Source organism: Paenibacillus durus ATCC 35681, from assembly GCF_000993825.1.
Classification (GTDB): Bacteria; Bacillota; Bacilli; order Paenibacillales; family Paenibacillaceae; genus Paenibacillus_AQ; species Paenibacillus_AQ durus_B.
Window position 1 is genome coordinate 2207515 of sequence record NZ_CP011114.1, and the last position, 17192, is coordinate 2224706.

Genomic DNA, 17192 nt, shown 5'->3' on the forward strand with positions numbered 1-17192 from the left:
AGTATGTCACCGCGCAGTCCGCATCGGATTTCTGCTCTCACAAGGCACCTTGGTCTGGCACAGACCGCATCCGGCTCCCGATTTGGCATCCCCGCCGTTTGCCTCCGCAAAGTCCCGGGAGGCTTGCCCATACACAAATTTCATGCAGGCGATTTTGTCATGCCCCTCTTTGCTGATGGCCTGCACCGGGCAGCGGGTGATGCAGACGCCGCAAATCCCTTTGCTGTGGAGCAGGCAATTCCCCGCATGGCTTGCTGCTGTTCTGGTATCCGGGGTTACCTTGAGGTCGGTCACAACGGAGAATAAGCGGATCGCAATCCCCTTTTCTGAGATGAAGCCGTCATTTATGCTGAAGGTGCCTAGGCCCGCGGCGTAAGCAACATGGCGTTCCGACCAATTGGACACCGGCCCCGAAGCCGTGCCCTGAATGCTGTACCACTCGGTATCCAGCGGGGCGACCGCCCGGTAGCCAAGGCTGCTTAAATAAGCCGGTAAATGTCCGCGAATCGCATTCACAAAATACTCATCCCCGAATGTCCGGAGCAGGGCCCACTCCCGCGAAGGCCCGTCCTTCTGCGCCCGATTGGCGCGGCGAATGACTTCGCTGATGGGCAGCACCACGCTGATCACCGAGCCTCCTTCATAGCTGCCGGGGCCATATGACCGCTCAAAGACTTCCCGTGGCGTAGCATGGTCAGGACCAATAAGCGTCTTATATTCCTCAAACAAGGGATCATCCGCTGATGCGAATTGAATTATCGGCTCCTCGTAGTAAGGGGCCTGCAGTTCTTCGGAAAAGTTCCCCTTGTTCTCACGCACATAAGACTTTAATTCCTCCACGATTAATTGCTTGATACGTCCTTCTGCCTCTTTCGTGTTCATTTCCATGTTCTCTCCTCCCCAGCATATCTAGCTAAAGCATCAGTTCCATTTATTTTCGTGTATATACACGAATAGAGCGCATTAAGATCTAAAAGAAAATACAAATCACTTTAAACAGGCAGCGCCTTACAAACCACCTGAGCGCTTCATGGCACAAGACTCTCCACTTTGGATAACAGAGCCGTTAGCACTGCCAAATCCTCTTTACCCAGCGATTGCTCCACAAAGTTTTGCGCATCTTCCCATAGCTGTCCCGCAGCCGCATGTACCGCTTTCCCGCTCTCCGTCAAAGTCAATTGGCGGTTCCTGCTTCCCTTGGCTGCCGTATCCTGAACATATCCTCGTTGCTCCAGTGCTTTCAGATTGCGCACAAGTGTTGTCCGGTCGAGCCGCATCTTCAGCGCTACATCGCTGACACTTGCCGGTCCCATCCGGTCAATGTGCCGCAGTAGTGAAAATTGACTATTATTCAGCCCGCTTGGTGCAAGATACCGGTCATACAGCTCCGTAATAGCCAGCGAGGCCCGGCGTAAATTGATGCAGTTGCAGACTGATGATGCTTTGTTCTCTGATGACGTGTTGTTCATGATAGTCGAATAGCTCTCCTTTTGCCTCATCGTGTATCTACACTATTCCAAATTTCATGGTTATTGTCCGTGCGCTTTCTCACACACCGCATAGGCACCCGCCGTAAAGCGGACAGCAAAAAGGCCAACCAGTAGTCTCTGGCTGACCTAATATACGGGGAATCATCATTTCTTTAAGTTATGGAAGCCACGTTTAATGAAGCTCGTAAACAGTGCTTTTTCCTCCGGTGTAAAGTCAGCCAATAGCCTTTTGTTGAAGTCTTTAACCGTTTGTATAACTTCTTTCTCCAACTTTTTTGACTTTTCCGTTAGAAATAATTGAATTTCCCGTTTGTCGTCTTTATTCTGACTTCGCAGGATTAAGCCTTTTTTCTCCATCCTTTTTAAGACTCCGGATGCTGTTGAGACCTTTACATCCAATACCTCTTGAATCCTCGATAATGCAATCCCTTCTTCTTCCCACACGATGGACAAAACCGCCCACTGGCTTAACGTAATATCAAATTTACTCAATAGCTCTTTCTCCAACTGGTTCGAACCAATATGTGCGAGTCTATTTAGCAAAAAACCATGACTTTTAAATAAGTTCATCCATTATGCATCCTTATATTTGAGTAGTTGTTCCTCTGTCCAATCAAAAATGACTTGATGTGCATAGGAGTGATTTCCTTCCTGACAATGCTCTTGCGCACCTAATGAAGTATCAAAGATATGAACATCATATGGGCCTGCCAAATTTTCTTGCAAATAAGTTAACTGATGGACTGAAGCAAAATGATCATGTGTTCCCACCAACAATAGAGTTGGGCAATCAATAAGGCCCGCAATACCTTTAACTGTGAATTTTTTTACTTTATCCGGCATTTCCGATAATTCTTTGCCTCCGAAGACCCATAGTCCATTTTGAATCAGCCAGCGCGTATTCGCATCCAGCTTGGAGGTATCAAATGTTATAGCGGCAGGGTTGGATTCTATCTTTTCAATTAGCGGATTTTTTTGAGTAATCGATTCCCACACATCGGTAAATACATCAAAAAGGATGCAGGCATCTATTCTTTTTTCAAACGCAGCAGCTCTGGCCGCATAATAACCGCCTAAACTCATGCCTAATAAAGCCACAAATTTATTGGTGTCTATTTCCGTATGGTCTTCTAAATAATCAAGAGCAGCACTTACCGGTTTCTCAAAATCATATCTGGCAATCGTTTTTTGAATTCGCAAAGCCTCTCCTTGACCGGGACCATCAAAAATCAAAACATTGAATCCTCTCTTCATTGCAGCGGCGCCGCCAGCGAAGTACAGTTCTTCAACGGTGGAGTCATATCCGCCAATAAAGATAAGGGTTGGTGCATCTTTATCGACTGTAAATAAATAGCTGCTTAGATACCCCTCTTCAAAAGGAATATCGATTTGCGCACAATTTTCACTCATGAGCTGTGTTGCTTGTCTAAACGTTTCTACACTTTTTCTATAGCATTCCAACCGGATCGGCTCGTCATTTCTCAAAAAGAACTCGGCTGTACGATAATAATTGCTCGCTCTAAGAAAAGCTTCTTTAGCACTTACCACGTGATTTCCTCTTAATGACTGATTAGCCAATTCTCTGACTTTCTCCGCCATTGCATACCATTCTTTGTACCAGCTCCCAAAGTCTCCTTCAGTAATATTACTTGCAACGACTTGTACCTCTCCAATCTCTGCACCTTGATAATTATAATAGTTCAAACTCCGAATCGTTTCAAACTCAAAAGCTTTGTCTTCAAAGAAAATTCCCATAACCAATCTCCTCCTCATAGGATGATTTAAAATATATAGCATGCTATCTAAAAATAATATAGCGTGCTATATATTTTCTGTCAAATGTGGAATCGCCTTTGTCTGTGAATGGGTCGCAGCTTCTTCGTATTAGATTGACAGTAAGGAGTCCATGTTTTATAATTCAAACAAATAATTAAAACAAATGTTTAAATCAATTGTTTTAAAGGAGTGGAATGCATGATGAACACAGTTAGGGAATTACTGAAAACGAAGACGACGATAATCGGCATTGCTGTTGCGCTGCTCTTTCAGTTGCTCTTCTCCATCATCTGGATGACAGGTTATGAGGGCATGTCGGACCGGGTCAACGAGCTGAGCATCGCGGTCGTAAATGAGGATGCGCAAAGCGGGGCCGTTATTGCGAAGCAGTTGTCGGCGGGGCTGCCCGTCCATGTGGAGACAGCAGCGGATATGGCGTCCGCGCGGGAGCGGCTGGACGATCGCGACATTCAGATGATTGTGCATATACCCGCCGACTTTACCTCGCTTGTGGCAGGACGGGACACTAAGGCATCCATTCAGTATGTCGTGAACGAATCCAATCCTGCGATGATCAAGAGCATCATGACCTCCATCGCCTCGCAAGTGACGGCAGCCGCGAATAAGCAGGCACTCACAGCTGGCGCTAAGGCCGTGCTGTCTCAGGGAATGCCGACGGAGCAAGCCGCAGCCATGTCGGGCCAACTATCCGAGCGGGTCGTATCCGATATTCAGTCGGTGAATATCGTTAATGGGACGAACAATCAGATGGCGCCGATGATGATGGTGACCGCCTCATTTGTCGGTGCAATGATTATGGCCCAGAACCTGGAGGTATCAATGACGGCAATCTCCGCCCGTACGGGACGCTGGCAGCGGCTCGGCGCCCGCATCGCCATTACGATTCCAGCGGCCATCATCGTTTCACTGGTTGGAACGTCCCTCGTTATGCTGCTCGGCGGACAGGTCGAACAGGGATTTTTCGCCTTGTGGGGCTACCAGACATTGTTCGTGCTCACATTCATGATCGTCACGCAGACGCTTATTATGCTGCTCGGTACAGCCGGCATGCTGATCAACACTGCACTGCTGTCTGTACAGCTCGTGTCCTCCGGCGCGATGATGCCGCGTGAGATGCTGTCCGGCTTTTACTTCAATCTCGGCAGCGCACTCCCGGCTACTTACGCGATCGAAGGCTTAATGAATCTGCTGTTCGGCGGCCCCGGGATCGGAGGCGATGCGGCAGCGCTGCTCATCATTGCGGCCGTGATGGCGTTCGTAATGATCGGGACAACCGCTCTGCGCAGGGACCTAGCGTCTAATGCGGCCGCTGAGCCCGCAGGTCAGACTCGCTCCAACACAGTACCCGAATCATAAAGCTGATCAATCCGGCACTTGCCTCTGACCTTACTGGAAAACTCCCGCTTGCCCCGCTTATAATAAGAGCATACAAGGGATGGCTCGTTCTGGAATGAAATTCCAGAGAACGAAGAAACAAAGGGGAAATGGTAAAGCATGGGCTCAGAAGAAAATGACGTTAAGCTGCGCATTTTACAGGCCGCAAAGAAGCTGTTCGCGCAGCAAGGCTTCAACGCAACGACTGTACGGCAAATATGTGAAGAGGCGGGCGCGAACGTATCGCTCGTCTCGTATTATTTTGGCGGCAAGGACAAGGTGTTCGAGGCTCTGTTCAAGGAATATTTTTCGCAGGATATATTAAATGGGGATGAACTGTCACGGATAGATGCGGTCTCCGGTCTCAAACTAATGATACGGGAGATCACCGCTTACTGGCGACGTGAGCCGGAAATGATCAGCCTGCTGCAGCAGGAGATCGTCTTGCAGTCCCCTCGAATGGACTATATCCAGCAGTTGACGCTGCCGATTTGGACATTACTCCGGGATTGGCTGAAGCTGGGCCGGGATCAGGGCGTGTTTCGCTTCCGGTCGCTTGACCACACGTTCATCAGCGTACTTGGCAGCATCCTGTTTCACAACAAAACGTTTTTTTTCAACCAGCTTCTCGACAATAGCGAAGAAAACCCGGATTTATTACTGGAGGATTTGACCCAGTTTATATTTCAGGCGATTGGTTATGAGGAATAAGTGTAGCCTGCGCCAGCCGATTACCCACCTTCAGGTTGTGACGCAATTAAAGCGCCGCTTAAAGGGAACGAGTCCCGGAACTGCCGGGACCGAACCCGAGGCGATTCCGGAATCTCGCCTAAAAGAATTCTTCAATGGATGGACAGCAGATCCCAGTGGAACAAGAACAACGTAAAGCCCAGACCGATTAATGCAACGCAGCATCTGCTGATGGAACCGAGATTGGCTTGAACGGCGGAAAACGCATTTTTAATGAGAACATAAATACTGACTGCTGCCGCCGCAATCGGCAACGAGCAAATTCCCCAAGCATACCACGCAGGATAGCCATAAGTGATGGCCGAAGTGCTGTAGAGCAGATGGATGGCCACAAACACCACAAACAAAGCTGACATAAGGAGAATAGACCCGGATTTTGGTCTCCACTTCATTTTGAATAATGAAATACCATATCGTACAATCTCTATGAACAAAATCAAAAGCCAAAAAATTGCTGTCCCTAAATACATACTGAACCCTATAGCAGGTTTAACCCAAAACGAAGTCACTTTATTCATCGTAATTTCGCCGACCACAGTCAATTTCTCGCCTTCCTCCGAAGTATGGAGCCATATCCTTTCCTTGCCGTCCTTTTGCTGAAATAAATTTTCGGCGATGGGAATATAGGTTTTGCTCTTTGTTATGCCGTTGCCGTCCGGGAATACACCTGTGATAACCAGATTCTCTCCGGCTGCTTGAACGGTAAAGGTTCTTCCCAGCATCCAGAGCCATTTTCCCCAACCGTGCTGTGGAGCTTTGGCAAACAGGTATTCCCCTGCATACTGCCGCAAATCTATGGAACTCGCTTCCCCTCTCTCTTGTTTAATAGCTTTGCCCGGAAGCATATTTCCAATCGCCTTGACAACCTCATCATGGAGCTGGAAATCGCCCTCGGCTGCGTTGCTCACTACAAAAACTCCGATTTTATGGGACGGAATGAGCGTCATCTCGGCTGAAAAACCTTCAACCACTCCCGTATGAGACAAATTGAAAATTCCATTATCCAGCTTGCCTCTGTACAAACCATACCCCAAACCGTCTACAAGAGGATGCTCTGCAAATTGCTTCTGCTCCATTTCCTGAACGGTTTCCGGATTTAGAATGGAGCGACCCTGATACTGTCCCTCATTAAGAAGCATCATCATAAAATGGGCAAACTCATTGGGCACAACACTTAAATCTCCAGCTCCGGGAAGCTTTAAATAGGTATAAGGCAGTTGCTCGAACTTTCCACTCGAATAACGATAGGATTTGGACATTTCCGCATGTTGCTCCTGTACGTGCAATTGAGCGCTTGGCATCTCCAGCGGACTGAACACTTCTTGGCGCATATAATCGTCTAACGTCATCCCGCTAAGCTGCTCAACTAGGTAACCAACCAGTCCCACACCGGCATTGCTATAGTCGTATTGCGTTCCCGGCGGCCTCACGGGCGGTTGAGTTCGAAAATAATTTTTCAAATATTTTCCTGTAGAGTTCGCTCCTTCCGGAGATCGGCTGTTCACCCCGTAAACCGCTTCATCCAGTCCGGCTGTATGGGTCAACAAATGATGGACCGTAATTGCCTGTTGCCGAAATTCCGGAATTTGAAAATCGGTTAAATATTCATTTACATCCTTCTTCAGTTCAAGCTTCCCCCGCTCCACCATTTGCATTGCTGCGGCAGCGGTAACCGACTTGGTAATGGACCCGATTCGGACGATCGTCTTAGCTGGGTCCATGGCCGTGTTCCGCTGAATATCCGCCAGCCCATACCCTTTGCTGAACAGAATCTGTTCTCCGGAAGTCACCACTACCACAGAACCTGGGATATGCAGACGTTCCATATTTTCCTTAACAATAAGGTCCACTTTCTGCCTGACTTGTGAAGCGGTAATTCCTCCTTCGGTAACAGACCCAGCCATTGCCGGCGGGCAGAATGCAGCGATCATGCTAAATATGACCATCATGCTCCAAACTATTCTTTTACCTCTTGTCTTCATAAATGGATTTCACAGTCCCTTCCAAATAGATTAACTGCCGGTCTAAACCGGTCTTGCTCCATTTCAGTATAAGAGACCAATCTTTCACGCTATTATCACCAATCTTAAATTAAACTTAAGAAGAAGGATTCCGAAGCAGGAGTTGAGAAAGTGTACTATACAAGACTGCGCAAATTATTGTATCCACCTTGATGAAGGAGAAGTGCTTGTGAACAGAACGGTACTGCTTGTAGATGATGAACCTGAGATTGTCGATCTGCTGAGATTATTTTTAGAGAAGGAAGGTTTAGAAATTCTTGAAGCTCATGATGGGCATGAGGCATGGAGAATGATCCGTCAGCACAATATAGATCTCGCGGTCCTGGATATTATGATGCCTAAGCTTGACGGAGTGGAACTGCTGAAACGGCTTCGGGCCGAATATAAGCTGCCCATTATACTGTTATCGGCCAAAAACCAGGACAGCGATAAAATTTTGGGGCTTGGGCTTGGCGCGGATGATTTTATTTCCAAACCATTCAATCCTCTGGAGGTCGTCGCCCGGATTCAGGCGGTACTACGCAGAACCTATGAGTTTAACGAACTTCCTAGCGCGCCGGATGAAGTTTTGGAGCAGACCCGGATTGGCAACCTGACGCTAGATCATCGTAATTATGCCATTTATAAAAATGGGAACGAAATCCAACTGACTGCGATTGAGTACAAGCTGCTTCAAACCTTCATGGAATCGCCCGGGCGGATCTTCACCAAGAAGCAATTATTCGAGCATGTGTGGAGCGATTTCTACCATGAAGATGCCAACACGGTTATGGTGCACATTTCCCGTCTGCGCGAGAAATTGGAGGATGAGCCCCGTAATCCCGTTTATATTCGCACAATCCGGGGCATCGGATATAAATTTGCTAAAGAGGATGATTTTTTGTGAAAAAAACCCGGCTTTTCTACACGTTGCTCAAGTCTTATATTATTTTCGCTTTAACGATGGGCATTGTGAATGGGTTTTTCCTGTTCATTTTTATAGAGCCGACCAATATTGAGATTACTCTTGACTGGCTTCTCTTGTTTATATTGTTGTTCGGACTTAATGTGTGGGCATACAGCCTGTGGACAGCGAATCGGATTACGAAACCGCTTGAGAAAATTGCTCAAGCCATTCAGCATATGAAGGAAGGCAGATACCAGCAGCGGCTGGAATTTGAAGCTGGGTATGAATTTTCACTGATCCAGCAACATCTCAACGACATGGCTGCAAATTTGGCTCAAGCCCAAGAGAATAACCGGCGACTGGAAACCGGCAGACAGCGGATGCTTGTCGATATCTCCCACGATTTGAAAACGCCCATTACGACGATACAGGGTTATGCCAAGGCTCTAGAGCTCGGTTATGCCGAAAATGATACTCAGCGGGATAAATATTTGCACCTCATCTATAATAAGGCGACGTTTGTCACGGAGCTGATCGAGGATATTTTCAGTTTGTCGAAGCTGGACAGTCCGGACTACCCCCTCTCCCTCACTCCGGCGGACTTGGCCGAGCTGATCCGGGAGATTTCCGCCGAGTATTATGATCAGTTCGAGGACAAAAAAATAAAGCTGGAGGTTGACGTTCCTTCGGCCGAAGTAATCATACCCTTTGATTCGAAGATCATGCGGCGCGCAATTTCCAATCTCGTAGCTAACGCGATGCTGCACAACCCTCCACAGACCAAAGTGAAGCTCTCCCTCAAGGAGACGAGAGACACGGCAGCGCTCTATATTTCAGACAATGGAAACGACATTCCCAATGAGTTGAAAGACGTCATTTTCGATCCTTTTGTTCGCGGCGATGCTGCCCGGAGGAGCGATGGCGGAACCGGTCTGGGACTTGCGATTGCCAAAAAAGCCGCGGAGCTGCACGGAGGAAAGCTGGAACTTAACAACACTCCCGGACAAAAGACTTTTATTTTAACCTTGTGCAAAAACCGCTAAATGCCAGCAACATTATTCAAGAAATTTCTTTGTTTCCATATTATAATGTCAGCACATTAAACGAATGAAGAAGGTGCAGTCGATGACTCGTGAAGTTCGAACGGTAAGCTTCGATGCGGACTTAAAGGTTGAAGCGTATCGTTTTGAAGGAATTATGCAGAAGTTTCCCAACCATTTTCATGACTATTATGTCATTGGTTTCATTGAACAAGGAAAGCGGCATCTGCTGTGTAAAAATGAGGAGTACATGATTGGCGGCGGCGACGTGCTCATCTTCAACCCGCATGATCCCCACGCCTGTGAACCGATCGATGGAAATACGCTTGACTATCGCTGCATTAACATTCAGCCGGATGTCATGCGCCAATATGTGCTGGAGATTACAGGAACGGAGTATTTGCCTTGTTTCACACCAACTGTTCTCTTCCGCAGTGAACTGGCAATAGTCCTGCATGATCTGCATCTGATGATTTTAGAGGGCCAGCCCGATTTTCAAAAAGAAGAATTGTTTCTGCTGCTCCTGGAGCAGCTGCTGAGGGAATATTCAGACGTAAGTGCTCCCGCTCCCTCTCAGGAACCCGCCTTTGAAATCAAAAGGATATGCGAATACATAGAATCACATTTTGCGCAAAGCATTACGCTGAATGATTTAAGTGCATTGACAGGATTAAGCAAATATCACTTGCTGCGTTCATTTACGAGACAAAAAGGAATCTCACCGTACAGCTATCTGGCAACCATTCGGATTAACCATGCGAAAAGGCTGTTGGAACAAGGAATACCGCCGATCGATGTGGCCTTTCAGACCGGGTTTAGCGATCAGAGCCATTTTACAAATTTCTTTAAAAAACTGATTGGCTTAACCCCCAAGCAATATGCGCGTATATTTCTTCATGAAACGGGATCGAAACGATCTGCGGATATCACGGCATGATGGATCAGCATAAGAACACTACCGGACACCTGTTGGCACTGGTCACGATTTTAATCTGGGGAACCACCTTTATCTCCACAAAAATACTGCTCATTGACTTCACTCCCGTTGAAATCCTATTTTTCCGCTTTCTGATTGGGTACTTTGTTCTGCTTCTTGTCTATTCTCGCCCAATCCGAACTAAGGATTTTAAGGAAGAATTGCTGTTTATCTCGGCAGGCCTTTGCGGGGTCACATTATACTTTTTAATTGAAAATATTGCCCTTATTTATACTCTTGCCTCCCACGTGGGCGTGATTGTGTCGATTGCTCCCTTTTTCACGGCGGTGTTGGCTCACTTCTTCTTGGAGGGCGAAAAATTAAACGCTTCATTTATGGTCGGATTCTCGCTTGCGCTGACAGGCATTGTACTGATCGGGCTTAACGGGAATTTTCTCTTGCAGCTGAACCCGATCGGAGATCTATTGGCATTCTTGGCCCCTGCGGTATGGGCAGTTTATTCTGTCCTAATGCGAAAAATTAGCGGGCTAAACCATCATAACATCGGTTCCACCCGCAAAGTGTTCTTTTATGGACTGCTGTTTATGCTGCCTGTGTTATTTTTTAATCAAATTAATCTTGGCCCGGATCGATTCCATAAAATAGAAAATCTTACAAACCTGCTGTACTTGGGCCTTGGTGCCTCCGCATTATGTTTTGTGACCTGGAACCGGGCGGTGGGAATTCTGGGAGCGGTCAAAACAAGTGTGTACATTTATATCGTGCCTGTAATTTCAGTGGCGGCCTCCGCCCTTATTCTTCATGAACAGATCACCTGGGCAACCCTGGCAGGAACCTTCCTGACCCTAACCGGTTCGTATATTTCAGAGCGGAAACCGAACAGAATTAGAAAAGGAAAAATGAGCTGCGAACAGAGTTAGATGACTGGACATCAATGACAGGTGCGTGTGAATCAACAACTAGCTATACCCAATAGATAGGAAGACGGAATTGTTGTCGCGCTGGGCGATCTCAAACGCTTCTTCTGACCAAGGGAACCAATTTTACCGGATTGTGTGCGTGTTGCAATAAGTAAGGTGATTTTTCCTTGGCTAATCTATTGGGTGCTTTTTAAATTGTCATGAGGTATCACCTCGTTTCGGTTGGATTTGGCTAAAGTATTGCTTAATTACCCAAAGTAGTGGGAAAGACTCAGGGAAATTAAAAAGGTAACTTCAATAAGTTACCTTTAGATTTATATATTTTTATTTATCGAAATCAAACAGACTCAGTTGCTCCGGGTTTTCTTCATTGTTTTGAACAATTATCTGTTTTATATCTTCGTCAGAAAATATATCAAGATAATCCTCTGTCGAAGAAAGAGCCTTCTCAAGAAGATTTAAATTATGTAATGAAACATATAGAGCTGCAGATTTCGCTTGACAATTGATTGACTTTTCAGGATTAAATTCAATATCTGAAAATGAATCATATTCCAATAATTGATTACTTAGTTCATGATTAAGAGCTAGAGCATTAATATAAAGCCAATCATAAAATAAAGTTTTAGGTTCAAGTGGCCATTTCCGATTGAAGTATTGAAAACAAATAAGGCGTCCACTTGTTTTTAATCTTTGATCTTTTTTCGCTTCTCTAGATGTGGCAGCAAGAAGATCTAAATAAGGGCCCCCATTTTCAAAAACTTTACTTGATTGAAAAGCCGTCTCAACACTAAATATCTTATTGTTTTTAGTATGGATCATAAGATTGAATGCACTTAAGGAAACCCCTAGTTCTGTTGGTGACTTGCTTGAAATCTCCAGTATTCTCTTTTTTTCATATTTTTTCTTAAAATTTTCATGAAGAGAGTTAACTGATTTTTGTTTTTGTTTAATCGAAAAACCTGGATACCAGTCAAAAGCTAGGTCAATACTCTCTACAAAACCATCTGAATTACTTGCCATAAAAATAGGTCTATTCGCCATTTTATCTCCTTTTACCAATAATTAAAATCTTTTCTTGCATCAAAAAAGCCTTCAACTATAGCAGTTGGTATATTTGAGGGTATAACTTCAGTAAATCTATCAAGAGTTGTTTTGTTTTGAAAAGCTACTCCTCCGATATATTTTGTTTCTATTGTCCCATTTACCAAGACTTCGGCTTGTGGATTAGTTGGGCATGCATCTGGAATGCCAAGCACACTTCTTGATGGCTTATTTGGATGCTCAGCAAACATTTGAAGCATTGCCTCTCTTCCCATTCTCTCTTGAATAGTCCGAAGTGATACATTGGAGTTTGCAGCATTATCAGGACAAAATATACATTGTTTTTCCCAGAGAATACTAGGTTCTAAGGCTAAAATAACCCAATTAATAGAAGTATCTTTCATTCTAAACTTGTAAAATAGTTTATAGTTAGGAAAGTCAATCGAAATGCTTGTAGCATTTTCACAAAAATCAAGTCTATAACTATCGTTTTTCATAGCCTTTATTCCCTTGTGCTTATGTTCTGATATTGGAATAATACCATGGCGTAAGATGCTTTCCAAATTATCGGCTTGTGTAAAATGAATAAGCATATCAATTTTTCTTTCTTCAACAATTTTCCGCATTACTTTCCACCTCATTTTCTAGATTAACATGCTAATTTCATCATACTCAGGTGTTCCCTGAACTAATCGATTAACAAGTTTCTTTTTATTAATTGATATTAACTTTCCGTCCTTGATATTCAATAAGTCTCTATGTTCTTTCGTTAATAAAGCAGAAACATGCCTAGAAAAGCCCATGTTTTGCAAATATACTGCAACAGTATCCCTTGTACCGTACTCTAAAAAAACATTCCAGTTAGGTCCAGCTTTTTTCTCACCTAAAATAGAAACTAATATAGCATGGTAGTTATTAAAATATTTCTCTAATTTATATCTGACTACATTTTCAATATCTGAAATCAGATTATTTATTACTTTATTAATGTGACGTTTGCTTTTATTGAAAACTTCAAAAACTTGAATATTGTTCTCATAAAACATTAATTTTTTATTATTTTTCTCGTAGAAACGGAGTGCTTCATTGATCATTTCACTCAGGCTTTGTCCATTTACCCACTGATTTACTAAAAGCCCGTAATATCTTAAAGAATTCTTATTGGCAATATCGTTTTTACTTTCGTTCACGTTCCAGTTGTACTTCTCATGCAAAAGTTCCAACGCAGTAACACAGTTGTTGTAATTAATTTCATGTGGAAGTTTAATTATCTCTTCAAATGCTTGATTTTCAAGAATAAATTCAAAAACATTATTTTGTTGTCTAACCATAATAGATTGATTATTATTAAGAACATCTACTGGAATCTTTAAATCTTTTATGTTGTCTTGAGCCTTTAATAGTAAATCTAGTTTTCCATCATTAATTAATTTCTTGATAATAGGGCTCTTGTAATCATTTCCACTGTCTATAGCATCAATACTAATAATATTCGCTATATATTTTAGGACTTCTTTTTCTGCTTCTGAAGATGTAATTTGTTTTGCTTGTAGTAACTGTTCAATATTTTTTTCGTTTTTATCTATTTGATGTGTAGCATTAATTTGTAGTTGTGTGGTTGACTTACCAGTTAGTACAGTTGTATTTTTCCAATCCTTAGTTTCTTCACGGATACAAAATACATTTCCAAACAACTCATAATTCAATCTACCTGCACGACCTGCTAAATTCCAAAAGTCGATCTTTGACATATTTGATTTATGTTTTTTGTTACTTAAAATAAATATATTTTTCGCTGGTAAATTCACACCTTCCAATAAGGTTGATGTACAAAACAAATATTTAATTTTCCCTTCTTTGAAAAGTTTCTCAACTTTATTTCTTATCACTTGAGGTAAACTCCCAAAATGAAAAGCTACTCCGTGAGCTAAACAATCAGCTAAATAGTAATCTCTATGTATCATTTTTTTAGTTTCCAATATTAATTCATCTAGTTCATATTGACTTGGATTAGGTGTTTCCACTAATTTATTGGGTAAAAATTTTAAAAATTCTTTTGCTTTATTTATTGTATTTTCAACTGAATTGCAATATATAACGTTAGAAGAAGATTGCCCAATATTATGTATTAGCTCAAACGATGATGAATACTTACTAATAGAAACATCCTCAAAGTCATATTTACGCCCTTCATTATAGTAACTAACTATCCTACTTATTAAATCTATAAAAAAGACATTTTGTGTAACAGGGGACTCAATAGTAGTAAATGTCTTTGTTGCAGATTTTTGAAATAATTCTAAAAATGTTTCTGGATTTGATACATTAGGAGAAGCAAAATATATTTTTAAGTCAGAGAATTTCTTCATGCTCTTCTCAATGGCTAAGTACATTGTAATGCTTCTATAGTCTTTTTCAGCAGCTAATTTATGTGCCTCATCTACAAATAAATAATGTATTTTCGGATTTTCTTTACTTGAGATGTAGCTCAAAAGTCGTTCTGGAGTTAGAACAAAAATATATTTCTTCTCTGCGTTTTCTTCTTCAATTGTGACTATGGAGTTTGTTGTTACTTTATAATTATTATTGATAATTAGTTCTTTTAGATCCTCTTTAATTTCATAAGAAAATTGATTTATTAATGCTCTCGTTGGAACAATTATCACAAAGTTCCCTGCATCTTTTTTGGAGATTTTATCACGTATGAATGTTTTTATGATAAATGACTTTCCCATTGAAGTGGGTCCAGAAAAACTATAGAAATTTGATTCTTTTATTTTTTCAAATAAATCAAACTGTGAATCTGTAAAATATTTGTTCTCAGCTCCTGGTATTTTCTGAATCGCTTTCTTCACAACAGACTCAATCTCTCTTACGAACGGAAGTTCCACATTATGATTTAGATTGTTTATAGCAGGGAAATTCCCTAGTCTACTTAATATTGCCGTAGAATATGTTTTAAAAATAGGATTACCTTTGTATACGGGGCTTAGAAAAGCAACAATTCTATACGCCATATTTCTACAGTCATTTAATGTTGAATTAGATAGAATATCACTAAATCTCAATAAGTGAACCAGTTCCTTTTCGCTAATAGTCACGGGACTATCGACCACTAGTTCTTTAGAAGCGATATTTTTTAACAATCGTTCGTATAGTTGATTAAAATAATCATCTATCATGACATCTCTAGACAGTTTGTCAAAAATCATTAGTGGCCTCCATTAAATTTTTAATAATGCGCTTTCTAGTGTTGCTGATTTCAACAAATGGAAAGGCATAAACATAAAATGTAGTTCCATATAATTTATGCTCATCAATCTTCTTCTGTATATAACTGTATTGACTCTCAACTTCTAATTTAATTTTGGTTCGTATCATCTTCCTGAATTCGGAGTTACTTAGTTTCCGCGAGTCATCATCAACAGTGATTTCAAATCCAGCAAAAATCCCAAAAGCGTTATCTTTAAATATTTCATCTTCTCTGGCACTTGGCATAATTATTTTCTTTAAAACATTATAAAGAGCAGGTGAAATGCTTTCTTTTTCCAAATGAGTATTCAACAATCTTATTTCATCATGAATATTGTTTGTACTTCTATTTATGAAATCATTAATCGAGTTAAAAGCATCATATAAAGATCGTTGAAATGTTTTTTCTAACTTTGATTCTCCAAATATTAGTTGAAAATTATTTTTATCCACCTGTAAAACATGTACCCCATCAGATGCTTTTACGTAATCATTAGGTGAAGTTTTCAGCTCCATTTTTGTAAAAATCTTTGGTGCGCGTAAATGTGACTCTAAAAAGCAATAAAGCAGAACCTCACCTAGTTCTCCGTCGTTATTTTCCCACTTTCGTAATCTCTGAATTGCTTTTACGTATATTCCCTTATTATTTTTATATATTTCAAGTTCCTTTCGGGATAAGCAATAGGTTACAATACAGTCGAAAAGTTTTTCCACTAATTCGGAATATACAAAAATATTATTTTCAATTTTAAGTGTATGGAGATTAATTTTGGTGTTATACCTATCCAATTCAAAACTCTGGATTTCATGATAAAACAAATCCAAAAAATTCTCATCCACATGAGGACTAAATTGATTAAGCAATACATCTACCTCCACAGTACTTCTGTTGGAATTATAATCAGGTCTGCCCAAAACAAACACATATTTACAACATTCGCCAAATGACTCTATATTCCTTCCAAATACCTACTTAAAATAAATTATTTTCGCAACTTTTGGCCCACTTCTCTTTATTTTAAAATTTCATATGTTTAAATATACAAAAGAGCTTCTGGTGGCTATACCCAGAAGCGACTTTTATGGCTGATTTTCAATATATTATTTATAACAAATCGTCAACTCCACCCTATCCCCTTCCCGATCATACACAGTCCGCTCCACCAACTTCTTTAACGCCCGATTCTTCTCTTCACTCGTCATCGAGGCACCCCACAATTCCCTAAACTGCCCCATCCGCTCGTATATCTGCTCAACAGTCGGATAATTCCTCTCATCTACTACAACCTTCCGTATATCCCTCAACTCTTCCTCCAACTTCTGTATCTGCCTTGACCGGATAGCTTTACGCTCCAAAAATACTTGCTTCGTTATCATGTCCTCTTCATACGATTCATGCAGCTTGTCCAGCGCCCGCTTCTGCTTTTTCAATTCCTGCTCTTTGACCTCGATGATCACCTGAGTATCATTAAAACGACTGCCATGCATTTCAATCTCCCGCAGAATGTTTGGGTCTACATGGATAATCCGATCATACAAAGCATTGAAAAAATCAACATCCATTACCTTGCCGCGCTACTCACATTTGCTGCCATCTTTATACTGGTGATAGCACAATGCACTCCAATGCTGCCCTTGCTTCTTATTCTCACCTACTCGGAACCTCATCCGGGAACCACAT

16 protein-coding genes and 1 pseudogene are annotated in these 17192 nt (G+C 42.1%); 6 read left to right on the forward strand and 11 right to left on the reverse strand.

Annotated features, from left to right (window positions below; all coding sequences use genetic code 11):
* Nucleotides 1-6 precede the first annotated feature (6 nt).
* The 4 genes from VK70_RS10085 to VK70_RS10100 all read right to left on the reverse strand — a co-directional run bounded on the left by VK70_RS10085 (nucleotide 7) and on the right by VK70_RS10100 (nucleotide 3245).
* On the reverse strand, nucleotides 7-882 hold the full coding sequence (locus VK70_RS10085; RefSeq protein ID WP_036641701.1) for a (Fe-S)-binding protein: 876 nt from the start codon (nucleotides 880-882) through the stop codon (nucleotides 7-9).
* A 146-nt stretch (nucleotides 883-1028) separates the two neighbouring features.
* Nucleotides 1029-1469, reverse strand: a complete 441-nt coding sequence (locus VK70_RS10090; protein ID WP_025697668.1) for a MarR family winged helix-turn-helix transcriptional regulator — start codon at nucleotides 1467-1469, stop codon at nucleotides 1029-1031.
* A gap of 165 nt (nucleotides 1470-1634) precedes the next feature.
* Entirely contained in the window at nucleotides 1635-2060 is a 426-nt protein-coding gene (locus VK70_RS10095) for a MarR family winged helix-turn-helix transcriptional regulator (protein WP_025697667.1), read from the reverse strand.
* Between the two features lie 3 nt (nucleotides 2061-2063).
* Nucleotides 2064-3245, reverse strand: a complete 1182-nt coding sequence (locus VK70_RS10100; RefSeq protein WP_025697665.1) for an alpha/beta hydrolase family protein — start codon at nucleotides 3243-3245, stop codon at nucleotides 2064-2066.
* A 219-nt stretch (nucleotides 3246-3464) separates the two neighbouring features.
* On the opposite strand from VK70_RS10100, the gene VK70_RS10105 reads away from it, so the two are divergent.
* The gene (locus VK70_RS10105) at nucleotides 3465-4643 is read left to right on the forward strand and encodes a YhgE/Pip domain-containing protein (protein WP_046723234.1); all 1179 of its coding nucleotides are present in this window, start codon (nucleotides 3465-3467) and stop codon (nucleotides 4641-4643) included.
* A gap of 138 nt (nucleotides 4644-4781) precedes the next feature.
* Entirely contained in the window at nucleotides 4782-5372 is a 591-nt protein-coding gene (locus VK70_RS10110) for a TetR/AcrR family transcriptional regulator (RefSeq protein ID WP_046723235.1), read from the forward strand.
* Between the two features lie 131 nt (nucleotides 5373-5503).
* Here the strand turns inward: VK70_RS10110 and VK70_RS10115 are convergent, their stop codons facing one another.
* Nucleotides 5504-7360: a serine hydrolase domain-containing protein gene (locus VK70_RS10115; protein ID WP_158454061.1), complete on the reverse strand. Its 1857-nt coding sequence runs from the start codon at nucleotides 7358-7360 to the stop codon at nucleotides 5504-5506.
* 241 nt (nucleotides 7361-7601) lie between these two features.
* Between VK70_RS10115 and VK70_RS10120 the strand changes: the two genes are divergently transcribed.
* The 4 genes from VK70_RS10120 (at nucleotide 7602) to VK70_RS10135 (ending at nucleotide 11215) form a co-directional block, all read left to right on the forward strand.
* A complete protein-coding gene (locus VK70_RS10120; protein WP_025698890.1) occupies nucleotides 7602-8318 on the forward strand; it encodes a response regulator transcription factor in 717 nt (238 codons plus the stop codon).
* Nucleotides 8315-9361: a sensor histidine kinase gene (locus tag VK70_RS10125; protein ID WP_025698888.1), complete on the forward strand. Its 1047-nt coding sequence runs from the start codon at nucleotides 8315-8317 to the stop codon at nucleotides 9359-9361. The genes VK70_RS10120 and VK70_RS10125 overlap by 4 nt, the downstream gene beginning before the upstream one ends.
* Before the next feature lie 82 nt (nucleotides 9362-9443).
* Nucleotides 9444-10295 (forward strand): AraC family transcriptional regulator, encoded by an 852-nt coding sequence (locus VK70_RS10130; RefSeq protein WP_025698887.1) that lies wholly within the window; start codon nucleotides 9444-9446, stop codon nucleotides 10293-10295.
* Nucleotides 10295-11215 carry a DMT family transporter gene (locus VK70_RS10135; protein WP_025698885.1) on the forward strand — a complete coding sequence of 307 codons (921 nt, stop codon included), beginning with the start codon at nucleotides 10295-10297 and terminating at the stop codon, nucleotides 11213-11215. Before VK70_RS10130 ends, VK70_RS10135 begins: the two co-directional genes overlap by 1 nt.
* Before the next feature lie 42 nt (nucleotides 11216-11257).
* Here the strand turns inward: VK70_RS10135 and VK70_RS29510 are convergent.
* From VK70_RS29510 to VK70_RS10160, 6 genes and pseudogenes are all read right to left on the reverse strand, one after another.
* Nucleotides 11258-11363: pseudogene (locus VK70_RS29510) on the reverse strand (DUF255 domain-containing protein); the annotation flags it as partial.
* A gap of 176 nt (nucleotides 11364-11539) precedes the next feature.
* The gene (locus VK70_RS10140; RefSeq protein WP_025698883.1) at nucleotides 11540-12259 is read right to left on the reverse strand and encodes a DarT1-associated NADAR antitoxin family protein; all 720 of its coding nucleotides are present in this window, start codon (nucleotides 12257-12259) and stop codon (nucleotides 11540-11542) included.
* 11 nt (nucleotides 12260-12270) lie between these two features.
* On the reverse strand, nucleotides 12271-12885 hold the full coding sequence (locus VK70_RS10145; protein WP_025698881.1) for a DarT ssDNA thymidine ADP-ribosyltransferase family protein: 615 nt from the start codon (nucleotides 12883-12885) through the stop codon (nucleotides 12271-12273).
* An 18-nt stretch (nucleotides 12886-12903) separates the two neighbouring features.
* Nucleotides 12904-15471, reverse strand: coding sequence for a DEAD/DEAH box helicase (locus VK70_RS10150; RefSeq protein WP_025698879.1), 2568 nt, complete (start codon nucleotides 15469-15471; stop codon nucleotides 12904-12906).
* Nucleotides 15461-16375 carry a HamA C-terminal domain-containing protein gene (locus VK70_RS10155; RefSeq protein ID WP_025698877.1) on the reverse strand — a complete coding sequence of 305 codons (915 nt, stop codon included), beginning with the start codon at nucleotides 16373-16375 and terminating at the stop codon, nucleotides 15461-15463. The genes VK70_RS10150 and VK70_RS10155 overlap by 11 nt, the downstream gene beginning before the upstream one ends.
* Nucleotides 16376-16612: 237 nt before the next feature.
* Nucleotides 16613-16999, reverse strand: coding sequence for a hypothetical protein (locus VK70_RS10160; RefSeq protein ID WP_155986968.1), 387 nt, complete (start codon nucleotides 16997-16999; stop codon nucleotides 16613-16615).
* Nucleotides 17000-17192: the final 193 nt, after the last annotated feature.

Bases quoted from the DNA above. Each gene is read 5' to 3' on its own strand.
- VK70_RS10130 (WP_025698887.1), top strand. From the start codon at position 9,444: ATGACTCGTGAAGTTCGAACGGTAAGCTTCGATGCGGACTTAAAGGTT.
- VK70_RS10095 (WP_025697667.1), bottom strand. From the start codon at position 2,060: ATGAACTTATTTAAAAGTCATGGTTTTTTGCTAAATAGACTCGCACAT.
- VK70_RS10150 (WP_025698879.1), bottom strand. From the start codon at position 15,471: ATGATTTTTGACAAACTGTCTAGAGATGTCATGATAGATGATTATTTT.
- VK70_RS10110 (WP_046723235.1), top strand. From the start codon at position 4,782: ATGGGCTCAGAAGAAAATGACGTTAAGCTGCGCATTTTACAGGCCGCA.
- VK70_RS10085 (WP_036641701.1), bottom strand. From the start codon at position 882: ATGAACACGAAAGAGGCAGAAGGACGTATCAAGCAATTAATCGTGGAG.
- VK70_RS10135 (WP_025698885.1), top strand. From the start codon at position 10,295: ATGGATCAGCATAAGAACACTACCGGACACCTGTTGGCACTGGTCACG.
- VK70_RS10090 (WP_025697668.1), bottom strand. From the start codon at position 1,469: ATGAACAACACGTCATCAGAGAACAAAGCATCATCAGTCTGCAACTGC.
- VK70_RS10140 (WP_025698883.1), bottom strand. From the start codon at position 12,259: ATGGCGAATAGACCTATTTTTATGGCAAGTAATTCAGATGGTTTTGTA.
- VK70_RS10100 (WP_025697665.1), bottom strand. From the start codon at position 3,245: ATGGGAATTTTCTTTGAAGACAAAGCTTTTGAGTTTGAAACGATTCGG.
- VK70_RS10105 (WP_046723234.1), top strand. From the start codon at position 3,465: ATGATGAACACAGTTAGGGAATTACTGAAAACGAAGACGACGATAATC.
- VK70_RS10160 (WP_155986968.1), bottom strand. From the start codon at position 16,999: ATGCATGGCAGTCGTTTTAATGATACTCAGGTGATCATCGAGGTCAAA.
- VK70_RS10145 (WP_025698881.1), bottom strand. From the start codon at position 12,885: ATGCGGAAAATTGTTGAAGAAAGAAAAATTGATATGCTTATTCATTTT.
- VK70_RS10115 (WP_158454061.1), bottom strand. From the start codon at position 7,360: ATGATGGTCATATTTAGCATGATCGCTGCATTCTGCCCGCCGGCAATG.